The following is an 18,470-nucleotide window of genomic DNA, read 5'->3' on the forward strand; positions in this document are numbered from 1 at the left end:
TCATCTGCCGCGATCTTCGAGATAGCGGGTGTGGATCTCCTGACGGAGCGCCTCCGCCTGCTGGAGCGCGGTGGCGATGGCGGTCATCTCCTCGCGCAGCGCGGACAGTTGCCGCTCCAGGTGGCGCTCCGGCGGCTCCGTGCCCGGGGTGACCCGGGACCACCACCGGGTCCGTACGAAGGTGTCGACGGCCTCCGGGACGTCCTGGCGGACCGCACGGGCCAGCACGTGCAGGTGCTCCGGGTCCGTCACCCAGCCCGGTTCGAGCAGGGCCTCGACCAGGGAGTCCAGCTCGGCGAGCAGGCCCTGCGCGGCGGACGGCAGCTCGACCTCCGCGAGGTACTCGCGCAGGGTCGCGAAGTCGGTGCGGACGCCGTCCAGTCGATCCCCGGAGTCGGCGAACTCCGGGGTCGCGGGCCGCTCGGGCGGGGCGATCAGCGCCCCCGCCGCGTACAGGCCGGCCACCACCAGGGGCCAGAGGGCGCCCGCGGCCCCGGTGAGGGCGATGCCGACCCCGGCGAGGCCGCAGAGGCTGCCGGTCAGGTTCTTGCGGGACTCCGCGTACCGCAGCAGCGGGTTACTGGTAGCCACGGATCTCCTCGAAGGCGCCGTCCAGCGAACCCTGGTTGGCGTCGAAGAGCTTGCCGCCGGTCAGGCTCGCGATGTGGTCGAGCTCGCCGCGGTCGGAGTCGCCGAAGAGGATCGGGAAGACCGGGGTGCGCTGCTGCGCGGCGGGCAGGGAGCGGTAGAAGGAGTCGAACGCGGTGGCCGGGTCGCCGTCGGTGTTCTCGCCGTCCGTCATGAGGACGATCGAGGTGAACGTGTCGCCGGGCGTCCTCCCCAGGAAGCGGTACGCCTCCTGGACGCTGGAGTAGATCGCCGTGCCGCCGAAGGCCGAGAGCTTCTGCGCGTCGCCCTTGATCGCGTCGAGCGCGGCCTGCGGCGAGGCCGGGTCGACCGTGTGCGTACGGACCTCGCTCTCCTTCACCGTGGAACCGAAGGGCATCAGGGTGACCTCCTCCCGGTCCCGGAAGTCACCGGTCAGCTCGGCCAGGGCCGTCTTGAGCCGTTCGAGCCGCTCGCCGCTCATCGAACCCGAGGTGTCGAGCACGTACACCGTGCGGGAGGGCCTGCGCAGGGTGTTGTCGTACGCGTCGAGGAGCCCGTCCGCCACCTTGCGGCTGCCGGGGAACGGCAGCTCGCGCCGCGGGTCCCGGGCGAGCGCCGACGCCGGACGGACCCCGGGGACCACGGGACGGCGCAGGGTCGTCTCCGTGATCTGCCGCTGGGCGTCCGGGGTCCGCAGATACGTGGTGAGCCGGCCGGCTGCGGCCTTCGCCTCGGGGCCGGCCGAGGTGAGCAGGGTGAACGGGTAGTCGGCGGTCACGACACCGTCGGACGGGCGGATCACGGTCAGCTCGCCGGGAGCGGACAGCAGCACGGACTCGTAGTTGACGAGCGCGTCGACGTCGGTGCGGCGGGCGTAGGCGGTGGCGAGCCAGCCGGAGGAGCCCGAGGTCAGCTTCTGGCCCGTGAAGAACTCCTTGAGCCGCGGGGTGGCCTTGGTGACGTCCTGCTCGGTGAGCGCCGACTGGGCGCCGGAGAGTCCGGAGGCGACCGAGACCAGCGCGGAGAAGCCGGAGTTGGAGCGCATCGGGTCGGTCATGCCGTACGTCAGCTTCCCGTCGGCGACCGCCCGGTGCAGCTGCGACCAGGTGACCTTCGCCGGGTCCCAGCCGAGCCGGGAGACGACCTCGGGCCGTACCCCCAGGGCCACGGGCGAGGCCATCACCGGCGTTTCGCCGGTGATCTTCCGGGCGGTGTCCGGGCGGAGCCGCAGATAGTCGTTGGAGGAGAGCCAGACCGCGTCGTACTCCTTCTCCGCCTGGCCGGACGCGATCCGCTCGACGGCGTCGAGGGTGCCGGCGTAGGTGGGCCGCACGGTGACGCCGGTCGCCTTGCGGGCGGCTTCGAGCACCGGGGCCATGTCGGCCAGCTCGGAGGAGGCGAGGACCCGGAGGGTGCCGGGGGCGGCCTCCTGGCCCCGCTCGTCCGGGCGGTCGCCTCCGCCGCCGTCCCCGCCCGTGCAGGCCGTGGCGAGGAGGGCGAGGGTCAGGGCGGCGAGGGTCCGGGTCAGGGAGCGCGTGCGGGTCGTCATGCGAGGCCGCCACCCTCCAGTGCGCCGGTGCGGCGACTGCGGGCCAAGTGGGCGCTCGCCTCCTGGAGTTCGGCGGTCAGCGACTCGACCGTCGCCGCCATCGACTCCGTCGCCTGCACCTTGTACGTGTCGATGGCGTCGAGGGTCCGGTAGATCTGCTGGAACGCCGTGCGGAGCGTCTCCGCGCCGACCGCCGGGTCCGCCGCGATCCGCTGGATCTCGCCGGCCTGGGTGGCGAGCATCTCGGCGTTGCCGCGGATCAGGTCCTCGGTCGTCGAGCGCAGCACGTTCACCTGCTCGGTGACCTTCCGCTGGTTCTCCAGCGCGGAGGCGAGCATCACCGCGATCCGCAGCGCCGACACGGTCGTGGTCGCAGCCCGGTCCACGCCCTTGATCAGCTCGTCGTTGTTCCGGCGGACCACGTCCATCGCCAGATATCCCTGGGCGCAGACCGCGAGTTGGGTCAGCAGGTCCTGGTGCTTCTGCCGGACCGGGAAGAGGACGTCCGCACGCAGCGCGTCCGCCTGCGCCGGGTCGTACGTGGCCGCGATGCGCTCCTCCACGGCCGCGTCGAGGGCGTCGGTGAGCACCGCGTACTCCTGGAGCTTGCCCATGGTCTCCCAGAGCCGGGCCCGCTCGGTCTGCAACGCGGCGTTGTCGCGGCGCAGTTCGTCCTGGCCGCCGCGCAGGGAACCGACGATCCGGTTCAGTGTGGCCTGCGAGGAGGCGTACTTGGCGACGTGGTCGCGCAGCTTGTTGCCGCCGGGGAGCTTCGAGAGCAGCCCCTTGATGCCCCTCCCGGGAGTCTCCCTGGGGTCCAGGTCCTCGATCGTGCGCCGGAGTTCGACGAGGGACGAGCCGACCCGGGACTGGGCGTCGCCGCCGGAGGAACCGGACCCACCGGAGCCGAGCGAGCGGATCGTACGGTCGAGCATGCGGTTGGACTGCTGGGCCGCGGAGCGCATCTCGCCCGCGCCGAGCGCCGCGATCTCGCCGATGCGGCCCGCGAAGTCGGGGGAGCGCGGGTCGAGCCCTTCGAGCGAGCCGATGTATTCGGCGGCCCGCCGTGACATCTCCGTGCGGGTCGACTCGTCCAGCGGGACCAGGCCGGAGGCCTGCTCGGCGCGGACCGCCGGCACGGGCTCGGGCGGGGTCAGGACCAGCGGGGTGTCGTGCTCGGGAGGTGTCAGGGCCATCGTCCTTCTCGGATCCTCGGGCGTGGTCATGCGGCGTCCCCCTGGTCACGGGCCCGCAGGGCCATCTCGTGCAGCACCCTGCTGGTGGGCACGGGCGCCTGGCGGACTCCGGTCAGCGTCTGGTTGAGGTAGGCGGTGTGGCTCTGGGTCGCGGTGGTGAACTCGCTTGCCGCGCCCTGCGGCCGGAAGCCGTGGCGGACCGCGAGCTTGCGCAGCTCGGGGTCGGTGGCGAGGAGTTCGCCGAGCGCCCGGCCGTTCTCGGTGAGCGGTACGAGGGTGTGGTCGCTGTTCACCGTGGTGTCCGGGTAGAGGACGACGAGGTCGCCCATCGGCCGGCCGGCCAGGAGCTGGGCGGCGACCTGGGACTCGTACACGAGGACCAGCGGGTTGCCGACGCCGCTGATGAAGTCCCGGAAGGGGGCGTCCGAGCTCGACTGCTGGGCGCCCTGCACCTGGACGAGCTTGCGCAGGATCGGGGCCGTGCGGGTGACGGCCGCCTTGTCGCCCGCGACCCGCCCGCCGTCGGCGACGTAGCTCGCGGCGGCGAGGTAGAGGGCGCCCGAGTTGGAGGCGACCGGGTCGGTGGAGGTGATGAAGAGGGTGCCGCTCAGCTCGGCGTGCCCGGCTGAGCCCTTGAGCTGCTGCCAGGTCCGGTCGGCGCGGGCCGCCGCGAGATAGGCGTCCATCCTCAGGGTGCCGCTGGTGCCGCGCGGGCCGAGGGTCGCCAGACCGTTCCCGGCGAGGACCCGGGCGGCGGCGCTGTGCGCGACGACGACGAGCGGCGAGTAGAAGGGCCGCAGCGGGGCGGTCGTAGCCTTGGCCTTCTTCGCGGCCTTCGCGCGCAGCTCGTCGGCCGGAGCCTTGGAGGACGGGAAGGCGAAGTCGTAACCGTCGAGGGGTAGTTCCTCCATGTCCCAGGACCCGGAGGTCTCGGTGCCCACGGTGAAGCCCTTCGCGGCGAGGGCCTTCACCACCTGAGGGTCGGTGAAGAACTCCGCCTTCTCCGACCCGATGACTCCTCGCACGGTCTTCGTTGCCGTGCCCGTGTCCTTGTCGCCGCCCGTCACGAGGACGGCGGCCACGCCGCCGAGGAGAAGGACGGCCAGGACGATTCCCAGGATGCGTCTCACGCGGGCAGCGTGCTCGCGGAAACCCACATTCCAGGGGGAGTTGGGTGGACGGGGGGTGAAGGAGCGATCCCGGTACCGAACCGGAGGAGGATGTACCGTGGCGGCCGTCGTGTGGGGGGTGGCGGGATGCCGCGCTGGGCGGTCGTTGTGCTGGTGGTCGTGGGTTCGCTGGTCGTGCTGGTGCCGATCGGCGGCATCGTCGCGTACATGTACGCCGTCGGGGAGAACCACAAGAACCTGCGGTTCCCGTCCCAGGACGTGACGGTGGCGCGGTGCGCCGTCGATCCGGTGTCCGGGCGGCCCGTGGCGGAGTTGTCGGTCACCAGCCGGGCGGCCCGGAAGGGCACCTACACGGTGACGGTGGAGTTCCAGGACGAACGCGAGAAGGCCGTCGAGCGGGTCACCGGGGTCGTCGAGGACCTCGCGACGGGAGCGACCGGGCGGACGGCGGTCGTGGGAGCCGAGGAGTACGGGCAGGGCGCGCCGCGGTGTGTCGTGTACGACGCCGAGTTCGAGTCGACCGAGCCGACGGCGCCCGGATCGGCGGCGACCGCCACCCCTTAGGGGCCTGGAGGCTCAGGGGAGTGGGTGGCGCCCGGTCCGCGCGGTTCGTGCCGCGCGGACCGGGGCCGTCAGGGGGTGCCGGCCGCGGCCAGGGTGGCTTCCCCGGCCAGCGCCGCGGTGTGCGCGTCCATGCGCTCGGCGGCGAGGATCGCGGCGGCCGTGTCGGCCCGGGAGGCGGCGACGAGCAGCGCGCGGCCCGCGAGGGCGTGGGCCCTGTGGTGCAGGTCCTGCGTGGACGAGCCGCGCAGGCCCGCGTGTCGCGCGGGCGGTGCGCCGCGCAGCCGCGCCACCTGCCGGGCGATCAGTTCGCCTGCCTCCGTGTTGCCGAGCTCGTCGGTGACGGCGAGCAGGGCGGAGAGGTGCCCGGCGAGCTGGATGTCCAGCTCCTCCTCGCGGGAGCGGTGCGGGTACGCGTCGTGGGCGTCGTCGGCCGTCCGGTGGACCGACTTGGTGCGGATCGGTTCGTACATGGGACGGCCTCCTGAGTGCTCTGGAGCCATCCTAGCTTAGATTCCGTCTAAAGTTGAGCGGGGTCTGGTCGCGGCTCGTCAGGGCTGGCTGTAGCCGTCCAGGAAGCGGCCGATCCGGGTCACCGCGTCCGCCAGGTCCGCCGCCGCCGGCAGCGTGACGATCCGGAAGTGATCGGGCTCGTGCCAGTTGAAGCCCGTCCCGTGCACCACCATGATCTTCTCGGCCCGCAGCAGGTCCAGGACCATCTGCCGGTCGTCCTTGATCTTGTACACGTTCGGATCGAGCCGCGGGAACAGGTACAGCGCACCCTTCGGCTTCACACACGTCACGCCCGGGATCTGCGTCAGCAGCTCGTACGCCGTGTCCCGCTGCTCCAGGAGTCGCCCGCCCGGCAGGACCAGGTCCTCGATCGACTGCCGGCCCTGGAGGGCGGCGGCCACCGCGTGCTGCGCCGGCATGTTCGCGCAGAGGCGCATGTTCGCGAGGATCGTGAGGCCCTCGATGTACGAGGACGCGTGGTGCTTCGGGCCGCAGACCGCGAGCCAGCCCGAGCGGAAACCGGCCACCCGGTAGTTCTTGCTCATCCCGTTGAAGGTGAGGACGAGGAGATCGGGCGCGATCGCGGCGGTCGGGGTGTGCGTGGTGCCGTCGTAGAGGATCTTGTCGTAGATCTCGTCCGAGCAGATGACCAGGTTGTGGCGGCGGGCGATCTCCGTGAGGGAACGGAGCATCTCGTCGTCGTAGACCGCGCCCGTCGGATTGTTCGGGTTGATGATCACGATCGCCTTGGTGCGATCGGTGATCTTCCGCTCGATGTCCGCCAGGTCCGGCATCCAGTCCGCCTGCTCGTCGCAGCGGTAGTGCACGGCCGTACCGCCCGCGAGCGACACGGAGGCCGTCCACAGCGGGTAGTCCGGGGCCGGGACCAGCACCTCGTCGCCGTCGTCGAGCAACGCCTGCATCGACATCTGGATCAGCTCCGAGACGCCGTTGCCGAGGTAGATGTCCTCGACGGAGAGAGGGATGCCCTTGGTCTCGTAGTGGCTCATCACCGCGCGGCGGGCCGAGAGCAGCCCCTTCGCGTCGCCGTAGCCGTGCGCCTCGGAGAGGTTGCGCAGCACGTCCTCAAGGATGGCGGGCGGGCACTCGAAGCCGAAGGCGGCCGGGTTTCCCGTGTTGAGCTTGAGGATGCGATGACCCGCAGCCTCAAGCCGCATCGCCTCTTCGAGCACCGGACCCCGGATTTCGTAACAGACGTTGGCGAGCTTCGTGGACTGGATCACCTGCATGACGAGAGCTTACGGCCGGGTCGGCCGGGACGCCTCGTGTTTTGGGACACGTCGGACAGGCGCGGGGGTGCGGCGGCAGGGACTTTCCCCAGGTGAGGGCGGCCGAATAGGGGTCCTCCGTTCGGCGGGATAGGTTGGCCCGTCATGTGGGTTCTCAGTGCTTCCGGATGCCGGTGGCTCGGCGCTGCCGGGTCGCTCGCCGTCGCCGTGGGCGGGTGGGCCGCCGGGACGCTGCCCGTACAGGGCGGCTGGGGACTGTGGGAGCCGCGCGGCTCCGCGCTGACCCTCGCCGGCGCGCTCCTCGCGTACCTCGGCCTGACGCTGCTCGTCGCCGCCTGGTGGCGGTACGGCGTCCTCCTCGCCCGGGGCGTACGGGACGGGGTGCTCGCCACCCTGGCCTGCTGGACCGCGCCGCTGCTCCTCGCCCCGCCGCTGTACAGCAAGGACGTCTACAGCTACATCGCGCAGGGCGCCATGGTCCTCGAAGGACACGACGTGTACGGCGGCGGGCCCTCCGTCCTCGGACCCGGCGACCTCGGGGCGGACGCGGCCGCGAGCGTCGGCGGGCACTGGACCGACACGCCCGCGCCGTACGGGCCCGTGTTCCTCGTTCTCGCCCAGCTCGTGGTGAAGGTGACCGGCGGCGAGATCGTCCCCGCCGTGCTCGGCATGCGGCTGCTCGCCCTCGGCGCGCTCGCGTTGATCGTCTGGGCCGTACGGGGGCTCGGGGGCGGTCCCGGGGGATCCGACGGGGCGCTGTGGCTGGCCGCCCTCAACCCGCTGCTGCTCATCCACGTCGTCGGCGGCATGCACAACGACGGGCTGATGATCGGGCTCATGCTGGCGGGCGTGCTGCTCGCCGTACGGGGCCGGTGGGTGCTCGGGTGCGTCCTCGTCGGTCTCGCGATGATGGTCAAGTCTCCGGCGGCGGTCGCCCTGCTCTTCATCGGGGTGATGATCGCGCGGCGCGACGGCGGCGGTGTGCGGGGCCTGGTGAAGGGGCTCGTGCTTCCGGGGCTCGTGGCCGGGGCGGTGGCCACGGGGGCGACGGTGTTGGCCGGGACCGGGTTCGGGTGGGTACGGACGCAGAGTGTCGCCGGGACGATCCACACGGCGCTGTCGGTGAGCAGCGATCTCGGTCTTGGTCTCGGGCTGCTCTTCGGGGACGACCCCGACCCGGTCAAGGCGATCGTGCAGAACCTCGGGCTGCTCGTCGCCGTGGTGCTCATCCTGGTGCTGGCCTGGCGGGCCTGGCGGGGGGTTCTCGACCCGGTGCTGGGGTTGGGGCTTTCGCTGGTCGCGCTGGTCGCGCTGTCGCCGATGGTGCAGCCCTGGTACCTGCTGTGGGGGACGGCCGTGGTGGCGGCGGTCGCCTGGCGGGGGCGCGTGGGGCAGGTGCTGGCGGTGCTTTCGGCGGCGCTCGTGTACGAGACTGCGCTGGACGGGCGGACGCCTTGGTACGGGTTCGTGGTGGCCGGGGTGGTGCTGGTGCTGGGGCTCTGGTGGGTGCGGCGGGATCCGTGGCCGGGGGTTCGGGAGCGGGCCGGCGCCTTCGAGGGCGCCGACCCTGTGGGCAGCGGGCGGTAGGGGCGGGGGCGCCGCCCCGTTCGCGCGCTAGCGCGTGCGGCGGACTGATCTGCCCGCCAGGGCCGACGTCCGTTTGCCGTCCTCCATCACGAACTCGCCGTTGATCAGGACGTGCGGGATTCCCGTCGGGAGGGTGCGGGGGGACTCGTACGTCGAGCCCGCCGCCACCGTCGCCGGGTCGAAGAGGACCAGGTCGGCCACGTTGCCCTCCCTGATCACGCCCCGGTCGGTCAGACCCAGGCGGGCTGCCGGGCGGGAGGTCAGGTGGGCCACGCAGTCCTCCAGGGTGAGGACGCCGAGGTCCCGTACGTAGCGGCCCAGGTACCGCGGAAACGTGCCGTACGCGCGCGGGTGCGGCTTCAGGCCCTGGAGGATGCCGTCCGAGCCGCCCGTGTGCACCCGGTGCCGCATGATCGTGCGGACGTTCTCCTCGTGGCCCACGTGCTGGAGGATCGTCGTCCCGAGCCGGTCCTCCAGGAGGAGTCGGCGGGCCGTCGCCCAGCCGTCCACCCGGCGGCCCACCCAGTCCGCGAGCGTCCCCTCCGACACTCCCGAGATCTCGATCGTGTCCCAGTCCATCGGCACCCCGTGGCAGCCGTCCGAGCCGAGGACCTCCACGTGGTGCCGGATCCGCTCCGCCGTCTCGTCGTCCCGCAGCCGCGCGAGGACCGCCTCGGGCCCGCCCTCGCTCGCCCAGCTCGGCAGTAGGGCGACCAGGGTCGTACAGCCGGGTGTGTACGGGTACGTGTCGAGGCTGATGTCCGCGCCCGCGTCCAGGGCCTCGTCGAGGAGGGCGAGGAGCTCCGGGGCCCTGCCCTCGTTGACGCCGAAGTTCATGGTGGCGTGGGCGAGGTGGAGGGCGCAGCCCGCCTCCCGGGTGAGCCGGACCATCTCCTCGTACGCCTCCAGGGCGCCCGCACCGTAGGAGCGGTGGTGTGGGCAGTAGTAGCCGCCGTACCCGGCGACGACCTTGCAGAGTTCGGTGAGCTCGGCGTCCTTCGCGTACATCCCCGGGGTGTAGGTCAGCCCGGAGGACATGCCGACCGCGCCCTGCTCCATGCCCTCCGCGACGAGCTGCCGCATCCGGTTCAGTTCGGATTCCGTCGCCGGGCGGTCGTCCCAGCCGACCGCGTACATCCGCACCGTGCCCTGCGGGATCAGGTACGCGGCGTTGACGGCGATGCCCCGGTCCAGGCGGTCCAGGTACTCGCCGACCGTGCGCCAGTCGAAGTCGATGTCGTCGCCGTACCCGTTCCAGCCGGTGATCGTCCTCCGTACCTCCGCGAGCGTGCGGTCGTCGACCGGGGCGTACGACAGACCGTCCTGGCCCAGGACCTCCAGCGTCACGCCCTGCGCGGCCTTCGCGCTGTGGTCGGGGTCGCGGAGCAGCGCCAGGTCGCTGTGGGCGTGCATGTCGATGAAGCCGGGGGAGAGGGCGAGGCCCTCGGCGTCCACGACGCGGCGGGCGGTGGGGCGCTGGCAGCCGGCCGCCGCGCCCTCCTTGACGATCGCGGTGATCCGGCCGCCGTCGATCGCCACGTCGGCGCGGTAGGAGGGGCCACCGGTGCCGTCGACGACCTCCGCGTCGCGGAAGACGAGGTCCATGCCGACTCCTTCTAGAAGAACGTGCGGATGTAGTCGACGACCGTGCCGTCCGCCTCCACCAGCGGGATCAGCTGCCACTTGTCGAAGATCGTGCACGGGTGGGACAGGCCCATGCCGAGCCAGTCGCCGACCTCCAGGTCGGCGCCCTCCTCCGTCCGTACCCAGGCGTGCTGGTCGGAGAGGCCGGTGACGGTCAGGCCGTCGGCGGGACGGATCTCGCCGGTGCGGGCGTCGCGGACCACCTGCGCCTCGGGGAGGTGCAGGTCGTGGGCGGCGTCGCGCTTGCCGGCGTTGGTGAAGGCCTGCTCGGGGGTGGGGCGGGAGACGACCTGCGACCAGAGGCGGAACGCGGGCTCCAGGGCGCCCTCCTCGGGGACCCGGTTGAAGGGGGTCCGCTCGCGGTACTGCCCGTCGTCGTGCGAGACGTACGCGCCGGAGCGCAGCAGCTTCAGGACGGGGAGGGAGAGTCCGGGGATCTCCGCGAAGACATCGGCGACCGCGTCGAACCACTCGCTTCCGCCCGCGCTCACCACGATCTCGCCGATGGCGGGGTCGAAGCGGCCGGCCTTGTCGAAGTCGGCCGCGAGCGCGACCAGCCGGTTCAGCCACTCCCTGACCCGGTCGCCGTCGGCCCCGGGCATCGTGCCCTCGTATCCGGCGACGCCGACGAGCCGCAGGGTCGGGGCGTCCGCGACCGCGTCGGCGACGGCCGCGCACTCCGCCTCCGTCCGTACGCCCGTACGCCCGGTCGCGCCGGCGGCCAGCTCGACGACCACGTCCACGGGGCGGGTGGCGCCCGCGGCGCGCAGGGCCCCGTCCATCAGCTCGACGCCCCGCACGGAGTCGACGTAGCAGAGGAAGCGGAAGTCCGGGTCGGCGTCCAGCTCGCCGGCGACCCAGCGGAGGGCGACCGGGTCGACGACCTCGTTCGCGAGGAAGATCCGGGCGATGCCGTGGGCCCGGTAGACGCGGGCCTGGTGGGGCACGGCGGCGGTGATGCCCCAGGCGCCGTGCTCCAGCTGCCGGTCGAAGAGCCGGGGGGCCATGGACGTCTTGCCGTGCGGGGCGAAGGCCAGGCCGTGGCGCTCGGCGTACGTCTCCAGGAGGCGCAGGTTGTGTTCGACGGACTCGGCCGAGAGGGCGAGCACGGGGGTGGTGAAGCCGCCGGTGAAGAGGTTGCGCCGCTGGGCGGCGAGCTCGCCGACGGTCAGGCCCTCGGCGTCCGGGGGCAGGGCCTTGAAGCGGTGGTCGACGCGCTCGTTCGCCAGGTCGGGCGTCCTGTTCGCCAGGTCGGGCATGGGGCCTCCTCGTCGAGGGTTATCAACACGTGTTGCATGATGTGCAACACGCATTGCGCATATTGATCATCGCTGTCTAACATCCGGGCCAAGGCCGGGTCAATGGACCCGTAGGAGTCACAGGGAGCCCGAGAGTGAGCGGACACGCGCCCGCGGACCCGGACCGGGACGCGCCGACCGCCGTGGCCCCTGATGTCGTCTGCCTCGGCGAGTCCATGGTCACCTTCCTTCCCGCCCGGCCGGGCCGCCTCGCCGACGTCCCCTCGTTCGCCCGCGCGATCGGCGGCGCCGAGTCCAACGTCGCCTGCGCCCTCGCCGCCGCGGGGCACCGGGTCCGGTGGGTCGGCCGCGTCGGCCGCGACGGCTTCGGGGACCACCTCGTCGAGACGATCGGCGGGTACGGAGTCGACGTCGGCGCCGTCCGGCGTGACCCGCACCGGCCGACGGGCGTCTACTTCCGCACCGACGAGGACCGGGCGACCGCCGCCCACGAGGTCGTCTACTACCGGGCCGGTTCGGCCGCCTCCGCGATGTCGCCGACGACCGTCCCGTACGACTCCGTCGCCGACGCCCGGATCCTCCACGTCACCGGCATCACCGCGGCGCTCTCCGCCGACTGCCTGGCCCTGATGCGGGACCTCACCGCCCCGTGCCCCGGCCGGCCGCTCGTCTCCTTCGACGTGAACCACCGACCCGGCCTGTGGCGAGACGACACCGCCCACGCCGCCGCCGTCCTGCTCGACCTGGCGCGCCGGGCCGACGTCGTCTTCGTCGGGGAGGACGAGGCGGAGCGGCTGTGGGGGGTGGGCGATCCCGCCACCCTCCGCGCGCTGCTGCCGGAGCCCGCGGTGCTGGTGGTGAAGCGGGGCGCGGAGGGGGCGGTGGCGTTCGAACGCGGCCCGGCTGGATCTTCAGCCCGTCCGGCGTGCGAGGACACGGCCGAAGGCCCTACGGGGTCCGGGTGCCTGACCCCGGACACCGCCACCCACACCCCCGCCCCCCACGTCACCGTCATCTCCCCCGTCGGCGCCGGGGACGCCTTCGCCGCCGGGTTCCTCTCCGCCACCCTGCGCGGGCTCGACGTACGGACCCGGCTCCGCCACGGACACCTCATGGCCGCCGCCGCCCTCACCGTCCCCGGCGACCTCGCCCCGCCGCCCCGCCGCGCCCACGCCGACCGGCTGGCCGCACTCGACGACACGGCCTGGGGCACACTTCACCTCGGCCCCGGCTGGACCGGGGACGACCAGGAGGTACGTACGCCATGAGCCAGACCGTCGACCGGGCGCTCAGCATCCTGCCGCTGCTCGCCCAGGGCCCCGCCGACCTCGGGCAGGTCGCCGAGCGGCTCGGCGTCCACAAGTCCACGGCCCTGCGGCTGCTGCGCACGCTGCACGAGCACGGACTCGTGCACCGGCAGCAGGACCAGCGCTACCGGCTCGGCGCCCGGCTCTTCGCGCTCGCGCAGGAGGCCGTCGAGAACCTCGACATCCGCGAGATCGCCCACCCCTACCTGGCGGCCCTCAACGAGCGGATCGGGCACACGATCCACCTCGCCGTGTACGAGGAGGGCGAGGTCGTCTACATCGACAAGGTCGAGAGCCGCTACCCGGTCCGCATGTACTCGCGCATCGGCAAGCCCGTCGCGATCACCGTCGCCGCCGTCGCCAAGCTGCTCCTCGCCGACCTGCCCGAGCCCGAGCGCCGTGCCGTCGCCGCGAAGCTCGACTACCCCCCGTACACACCCCGTTCGACCCCGAACGCCGCCGCCTTCCTCAAGGAGCTGGCGACCGTACGCGAACAGGGCTGGGCCACCGACCTCGGCGGCCACGAGGAGTCCATCAACTGCGTCGGCGCACCCATCCGCGGCGCCGACGGGCGCGTCGTCGCCGCCATGTCGGTCTCGGCGCCCAACGTGGTCGTCACGGCCGAGGAACTCCTCACCCTCCTCCCGCAGGTGCGCCGCACCGCGGACGCCATCAGCCGGGAGTACTCCGGCAACGCCCCGACCGAGTCCAAGGACAGCGAATGACCGAGAAGACCGCCCTCACGCCCGCCACCCACACCGCCCCGCCGGCGAAGTTCTCGCACGGTGTGAAGAAGGGCAACATCCTCCAGGTCGCGGGCCAGGTCGGCTTCCTGCCGGCCGTCGAGGGCCAGGCCCCGACGGTCGCCGGTCCGACCCTGCGCGAGCAGACCCTCCAGACCTTCGCCAACGTCAAGGCGATCCTGGAGGAGGGCGGCGCGAGCTGGGACGACGTGATGATGATGCGCGTCTACCTGACGGACGTGGACCACTTCGCCGAGATGAACGCCATCTACAACCAGTACTTCCAGGACGAGGGCCTCAAGGCCCCGGCCTCCGCCCGCACGACCGTCTACGTCGGCCTCCCGGCCGGCCTCCTCATCGAGATCGACGCGCTGGCCGTCCTCGGCTGAGACCGGTACGCGACAGGGCGCCCCGACCGACCCGGTCGGGGCGCCCCGTCAGTCACCGGTCGTCAGGCCGCGCAGTACTGCGCCTGCTTGCCGATCGAGCGGTACATGCAGTCCGCGTTCTCCAGGAGCTGCAGGACGGCGTCGCGGTTGCGGCTCGTCTCGCGCTCGATGACCTCGTCGGGCGGGTAGAAGCCGCCGCCGCCGGACGAGGACGGGTACATCTCGAAGGTGTACGCGAAGATCCTCTGCGCGCCCCACAGGTAGTCGTCGATCGAGCCGTCCGTGATGTAGAGGTCGCTGGACTGCTCGGGCGTGTAGCCGTTGCTGGCCGCCATCTTGCCGCCGACCGCGGCGAAGGCGTTCCGGTCGTCGAGCGTCATGCCCGGTGCGGTGTTGGCCGTGGTCCAGCCGAAGGGCCAGAGCACGAGCTCGCTGTACGTGTGGAAGTCGATGGCCGCGGTGATCTGCTGCTTGCCGCCGACCACCCGGGAGCGGACGAAGTCGGCGACGACCTTCACCTCGGGGGCGGACTCGGGGGCCGCGCCACGGTACGTCTCGGAGCTCTTGGAGCTCGAAGAGCCGCCGCAGCAGCCCCACTTGTAGTCCCAGTTCCGGTTCATGTCCGTGCCGATGTACGAGGATCCGGAGTTGGGCTGCCGGTTCTTGCGCCAGCTGCGGTAGGAGCCGCTCGCGATGTCGTACTCGCCGCCGTCCGGGTTGAGGTCCGGGACGATCCAGATCTCGCGCCCGTTGACGGCGTTGGTGACCCGGGAGTCGCTGCCGTAGCCCGCGCCGAGCTCGCGCAGGAGGTACAGCGCCATCTCGACGGTGAGGTGCTCGCGGGCGTGCTGGTGGTGGGTGAAGAGGACTTCCGGCTCGTTCTCGTCGGTGGCGACGTTGTCGCTGATCTTGATGGCGACGATGTCCCTGCCCTGGTACGTCTTCCCGATCACCTGCTTGCGCATGATCGAGGGGTACTGGGCGAGGCGCTGGTCGATCTCCGCGTTCATCTCCGCGTAGTTGTGGTACCTCGCGTCGGCGGAGGGGAAGTCGAGCGGGCCGACGGTCTGGCCGCCCTCGGCCGCGCGGTTCGGCGGGCCGGGCAGGGCGATCGGCTTGTAGCCGAGCGCCTTGAGGTTCCTGAGCTGTTCGGTGTTGGCGCTGACCACGACCGAGCGGGCGTCGACCTCGTCGATGGAGACGCCGGTGGCGGTGAGCGCGGTGCGGGCGGCCGGGGTGGAGGGCCCGGCGACCTCGTACTGCCGGATCACCTCATCGGCCCCTGCGGCGATACGGGCGGCGGTCGACGACGGGTCGGCCCCGGCGGGCGTGGTGAGGGCGGAGAGGGGCGCCGCGAGGGCGAGCGCCACGAGGGCCGCGAGGGTGGCGGACCTTCTGCCGTGGTTGGGACGTCGCATGCTGTCTCCTGGGTGGGGAGGGTGGGGGGTGCGACAAGCTCGTGCGGGTGGTTGCGCGTTCCGGCACATGGTGAAGCCATGTCATGGACGGGTCAAGATGAGGAGTTCGGCCATACTGTCCCGCGTGGGGACCCTCATCGGTAGATACGTCATCGAGCACAAACTAGGCGAAGGCGGCATGGGCACCGTCTATCTGGCCCGATCGCGCGGCGGGCGCGCCGTCGCCGTCAAGGTGGCCCGGCCGGAACTCGCCGCCGACCCCTCCTTCCGCGCGCGCTTCCGCGCCGAGGTCGCCGCCGCCCGGCAGGTCGGCGGCTTCCACACCGCGCAGGTCGTCGACGCCGACCCCGACGCCGAGGCGCCCTGGCTCGCCACCGCCTACATCCCCGGCCCCACCCTCTCGGCCCTCGTCACCGCCCAGGGCCCCATGGGCGAGGGGCGGCTGCGCGCGCTCGGGGCCGCGCTCGCCGAGGCGTTGGAGGCCATCCACGCCTGCGGGCTCGTCCACCGCGACCTCAAGCCCGGCAACATCGTCATGGCTTCCGACGGGCCCCGCGTCCTCGACTTCGGGATCGCCCGCGCGGTGGAGTCGACCCGGCTCACCGCCACCGGCTCGGCCTTCGGCACCCCCGGCTACCTCGCCCCCGAACAGGCCCTCGGCGAGGAGGTCACGGGCGCCGCCGACGTCTTCGCCCTCGGCGCCGTGCTCGTCGCCGCGGCGGGCGGCCGGCCCTTCGGGGACGGCACCCCGATGGGGCTCATGTACCGCGCGGTGCACGAGGACCCGGACCTCGCCTCCGTGCCCGAGGCCCTGCGCGGGCTCGTGGGGCGCTGCCTCGCCAAGAACCCGGCCGAACGGCCCGCGCCGGAGGAGATCCTGGACGCCCTGGGGGAGGGGGTGCGGGACGCGGCGGGGACGGTGCCGCCGCCGACGGCCGTCGACGCGCCCGCGACGCCCCAGCATCCGGCCCCGTCGGGGTTCGGGCCGCCGCATGACTCGATCCCGCCGTCGTACGGGCCGCCCCAGGGCCTGATCCCGTCGCCGCCCGTGCCGCCGCAGACCGCGGTCCCGTCGCCGTACGCGGCCCCGCATCCGCACGGCTCGGTCCCGTCGCCGTACGCGCCCCCGCCTCCCCGTGACTCGATCCCGCCGGGATTCGGGCCGCCCACGCCCACCCTCTTCGTCCCGCCGCCTCCCGTCGCGCCCCCGCAGCCCGTCCCGGAGTTCGTCGCCGCCGACAGCATCTACGGGATCGTCGTGGACGGCGCCGGAATCTGTCTGCAACTCCTCGACGACGAAGCCGAGTTCAGCTGGCCCGAGATCAGGGCCGTACGGTACGAGCGGACCCGGCGCGGCCGGTGGCTGCGCATCGCCGTCGTCCTGTACGACGGCACCGACTACACCTGCGAGATCGACGGCCGCCGGGCGGCCAGGGTCGACGAGTGGGTCCACGGCCTCGAACGGGTCCTGGCCCTGTTCCGTCCCGCCTGACGAAACGGCGCAGCGCCGCCGGGGGACCGGCGGCGCTGCGGTGTGACGTCCGTACGGCTGTGTGTCGTTACGGCAGGTTGTGGACGTGTGGGCCGACCGCGTTCGACCAGGCGTTGCCGGCCGTCGCGTCCCAGTTGGTCGACCAGGTCATCGCGCCGCGCAGCGTCGGCCAGGCCTGGGCCGGCTTGAAGGTGCCGCAGCTCGTGAGCTTGGTCAGGCAGTCGAGCGCGTTCTTCACGATCTGCGGGTCGACGTAGCCGCTGCCCGCGCCCCGCGAGGAGGCCGGGACGCCCAGACCGACCTGCGACGGGGAGAGACCGCCCTGGATCTGGATGCAGGCGAGCGCGGTGAGGAAGTCCACCGAACCCTGGCTGTAGACCTTGCCGTCGCAGCCGAGCATCGAACCGCTGTTGTAGTACTGCATGTTGACGACCGTGAGGATGTCCTTCACGGCGAGCGCCGCCTTGAAGTACTCGGTGCCCGTGCTCTGCATGTCGATGGTCTGCGGGGCCATCGTCAGGACCAGCGACGAACCGGCCTTGGCGGACAGCTGACGCAGCGCCTTGGTCAGGTAGGTCGCGTTGATGCCGTGCTCGAGGTCGATGTCGACGCCGCTGAAGCCGTACTCCTGCATCAGGGCGTACGCGCTGTCGGCGAAGGCGGTCGCGGAGGCGTCACTGTTGATCGTGACGTTCCCCTTCTCGCCGCCGACCGAGATGACGACGGACTTGCCGGCGGCCTTCTTCGCGGCGATGTCGGCCTTGAAGTCGGCGGTCGAGGCGTAGCCGACGGCCGGGTCGAGGTTGAAGACGATCTGGCCGGCCGTGGTCGTCGAGTCGGCGAAGGACACGGCGATGATGTCGTACTGCGACTGCACGTCCCGCAGCTTCTGGACCGTGGCGCCGTTGTTGAAGTTCTGCCAGTAGCCGGTCAGGGCGTGCTTGGGCACGGCCGGGCCGGGGCCCGGGTCGGTGACCTTGGCGGTCCGCGCGGAGACGGCGGTGGACTTCGCGGACTCGCCCGCGGAGTTCGTCGCGGCGACCTGGAACTGGTACGCGGTGTCGGCGGTGAGCCCCGTGACGGTGGCCGAAGTGCCGGTGACCGCCTGCGGGTTGGCACCGTCCCGGTAGACCTTGTAGCCCGTGGCGCCGGAGACCGCGCCCCAGCTCAGGGCGACGGAGGAGGAGGTGACGGTGCCCGCGGCGAGGCCGGCCGGGGTGGCCGGGACGACCGGGTCGGGGTCCTGCCCGCCGCCCCCGTCGGGTCCGAAGACGCTGACGTCGTCGACGAGGTAGGGGGACGTCCCGTACCAGCCGTGGGTGTAGATCTCGACCGAGGTGGTGCTCGCCCCGGTGGTGAAGGTGGTGGTGAGCTGCTTCCAGGCGGCGCTGTCGGGCGTCCACGTGGAGACGCTGCCGGAGCCGGTCCCGGTGTTGTTGGCGCCGAGGTAGGCGTAGCCGCCCTGGACCCAGGCGCTCAGCGTGTACGTCGAGTTGGGCTTCACGGCCACGGTCTGCACGCACTTGGCGTTGTCGAGACCGGCCGGGGTGGCGCGCAGCGCGCCGGCCCCGGTGCGGACCGGGGAGGAGACGGCGGCGCCGCTCCCCGCGGAACAGGACCAGTTGGCGAGGCCGTTCTCGAAACCGGCGTTCTTGGCGACGTTGACGTCGGCCGCCTGCGCGGTGCCGGCTCCGCCGACGAGGACGAGCCCGGAGCCGACGGCGAGCGCGAGGGCTCCGCCGAGCCAGCGGCGTCCGTGCGGGCGGGTGGTGGTGCGGTCCACGTGCATCCTCCGGAGGGGAGTTGGGGATGTGGGGGATGTG

At 72.4% G+C, this 18,470-nt stretch carries 16 protein-coding genes; 6 read left to right on the forward strand and 10 right to left on the reverse strand.

Annotated elements, in window-relative coordinates:
- The 4 genes from OG514_RS18370 to OG514_RS18385 are packed head-to-tail and all read right to left on the reverse strand — an operon-like array spanning position 1 to position 4,511.
- Positions 1-591, reverse strand: a complete 591-nt coding sequence (locus OG514_RS18370) for a hypothetical protein (RefSeq protein ID WP_266896024.1) — start codon at positions 589-591, stop codon at positions 1-3.
- Positions 578-2,158: a substrate-binding and VWA domain-containing protein gene (locus tag OG514_RS18375; protein WP_266896026.1), complete on the reverse strand. Its 1,581-nt coding sequence runs from the start codon at positions 2,156-2,158 to the stop codon at positions 578-580. The genes OG514_RS18370 and OG514_RS18375 overlap by 14 nt, the downstream gene beginning before the upstream one ends.
- Positions 2,155-3,384 carry a toxic anion resistance protein gene (locus OG514_RS18380; RefSeq protein WP_266896028.1) on the reverse strand — a complete coding sequence of 410 codons (1,230 nt, stop codon included), beginning with the start codon at positions 3,382-3,384 and terminating at the stop codon, positions 2,155-2,157. The genes OG514_RS18375 and OG514_RS18380 overlap by 4 nt, the downstream gene beginning before the upstream one ends.
- Entirely contained in the window at positions 3,381-4,511 is a 1,131-nt protein-coding gene (locus OG514_RS18385) for a hypothetical protein (protein WP_266896030.1), read from the reverse strand. The genes OG514_RS18380 and OG514_RS18385 overlap by 4 nt, the downstream gene beginning before the upstream one ends.
- A gap of 99 nt (positions 4,512-4,610) precedes the next feature.
- On the opposite strand from OG514_RS18385, the gene OG514_RS18390 reads away from it, so the two are divergent.
- Positions 4,611-5,048, forward strand: coding sequence for a hypothetical protein (locus tag OG514_RS18390; RefSeq protein ID WP_266896032.1), 438 nt, complete (start codon positions 4,611-4,613; stop codon positions 5,046-5,048).
- Between the two features lie 68 nt (positions 5,049-5,116).
- On the opposite strand, the gene OG514_RS18395 is transcribed toward OG514_RS18390, so the two are convergent.
- Together OG514_RS18395 and OG514_RS18400 are read right to left on the reverse strand one after the other, a co-directional pair.
- Entirely contained in the window at positions 5,117-5,518 is a 402-nt protein-coding gene (locus OG514_RS18395) for a hypothetical protein (RefSeq protein ID WP_266896034.1), read from the reverse strand.
- A 78-nt stretch (positions 5,519-5,596) separates the two neighbouring features.
- The gene (locus tag OG514_RS18400; RefSeq protein ID WP_266896036.1) at positions 5,597-6,808 is read right to left on the reverse strand and encodes a pyridoxal phosphate-dependent aminotransferase; all 1,212 of its coding nucleotides are present in this window, start codon (positions 6,806-6,808) and stop codon (positions 5,597-5,599) included.
- A 144-nt stretch (positions 6,809-6,952) separates the two neighbouring features.
- Between OG514_RS18400 and mptB the strand changes: the two genes are divergently transcribed.
- Positions 6,953-8,395, forward strand: coding sequence for a polyprenol phosphomannose-dependent alpha 1,6 mannosyltransferase MptB (gene mptB / locus OG514_RS18405; RefSeq protein WP_266896038.1), 1,443 nt, complete (start codon positions 6,953-6,955; stop codon positions 8,393-8,395).
- A gap of 27 nt (positions 8,396-8,422) precedes the next feature.
- Here the strand turns inward: mptB and OG514_RS18410 are convergent, their stop codons facing one another.
- Both OG514_RS18410 and OG514_RS18415 read right to left on the reverse strand, forming a co-directional pair.
- On the reverse strand, positions 8,423-10,000 hold the full coding sequence (locus OG514_RS18410) for an amidohydrolase family protein (RefSeq protein ID WP_266896040.1): 1,578 nt from the start codon (positions 9,998-10,000) through the stop codon (positions 8,423-8,425).
- 11 nt (positions 10,001-10,011) lie between these two features.
- A complete protein-coding gene (locus OG514_RS18415; RefSeq protein ID WP_266896042.1) occupies positions 10,012-11,298 on the reverse strand; it encodes an alanine racemase in 1,287 nt (428 codons plus the stop codon).
- 134 nt (positions 11,299-11,432) lie between these two features.
- Between OG514_RS18415 and OG514_RS18420 the strand changes: the two genes are divergently transcribed.
- From OG514_RS18420 to OG514_RS18430, 3 genes are read left to right on the forward strand one after another with little or no spacing between them, the layout of a single operon-like run.
- The gene (locus OG514_RS18420) at positions 11,433-12,566 is read left to right on the forward strand and encodes a sugar kinase (RefSeq protein WP_266896044.1); all 1,134 of its coding nucleotides are present in this window, start codon (positions 11,433-11,435) and stop codon (positions 12,564-12,566) included.
- Positions 12,563-13,330, forward strand: a complete 768-nt coding sequence (locus OG514_RS18425; RefSeq protein ID WP_266896046.1) for an IclR family transcriptional regulator — start codon at positions 12,563-12,565, stop codon at positions 13,328-13,330. The genes OG514_RS18420 and OG514_RS18425 overlap by 4 nt, the downstream gene beginning before the upstream one ends.
- The gene (locus tag OG514_RS18430; protein ID WP_266896048.1) at positions 13,327-13,737 is read left to right on the forward strand and encodes a RidA family protein; all 411 of its coding nucleotides are present in this window, start codon (positions 13,327-13,329) and stop codon (positions 13,735-13,737) included. The genes OG514_RS18425 and OG514_RS18430 overlap by 4 nt, the downstream gene beginning before the upstream one ends.
- A gap of 62 nt (positions 13,738-13,799) precedes the next feature.
- Here the strand turns inward: OG514_RS18430 and OG514_RS18435 are convergent, their stop codons facing one another.
- Complete coding sequence (locus OG514_RS18435) at positions 13,800-15,155, reverse strand: M14 family metallopeptidase (protein WP_266896050.1); 1,356 nt, start codon at positions 15,153-15,155, stop codon at positions 13,800-13,802.
- A gap of 97 nt (positions 15,156-15,252) precedes the next feature.
- On the opposite strand from OG514_RS18435, the gene OG514_RS18440 reads away from it, so the two are divergent.
- On the forward strand, positions 15,253-16,647 hold the full coding sequence (locus OG514_RS18440) for a serine/threonine-protein kinase (protein WP_266896052.1): 1,395 nt from the start codon (positions 15,253-15,255) through the stop codon (positions 16,645-16,647).
- Positions 16,648-16,714: 67 nt separating this feature from the next.
- Here OG514_RS18440 and OG514_RS18445 read toward each other — a convergent pair whose 3' ends face one another.
- Positions 16,715-18,436: a glycoside hydrolase family 18 protein gene (locus OG514_RS18445; RefSeq protein WP_323181560.1), complete on the reverse strand. Its 1,722-nt coding sequence runs from the start codon at positions 18,434-18,436 to the stop codon at positions 16,715-16,717.
- Positions 18,437-18,470 lie beyond the last annotated feature (34 nt).

Source organism: Streptomyces sp. NBC_00572, assembly GCF_026341815.1.
GTDB lineage: Bacteria > Actinomycetota > Actinomycetes > Streptomycetales > Streptomycetaceae > Streptomyces.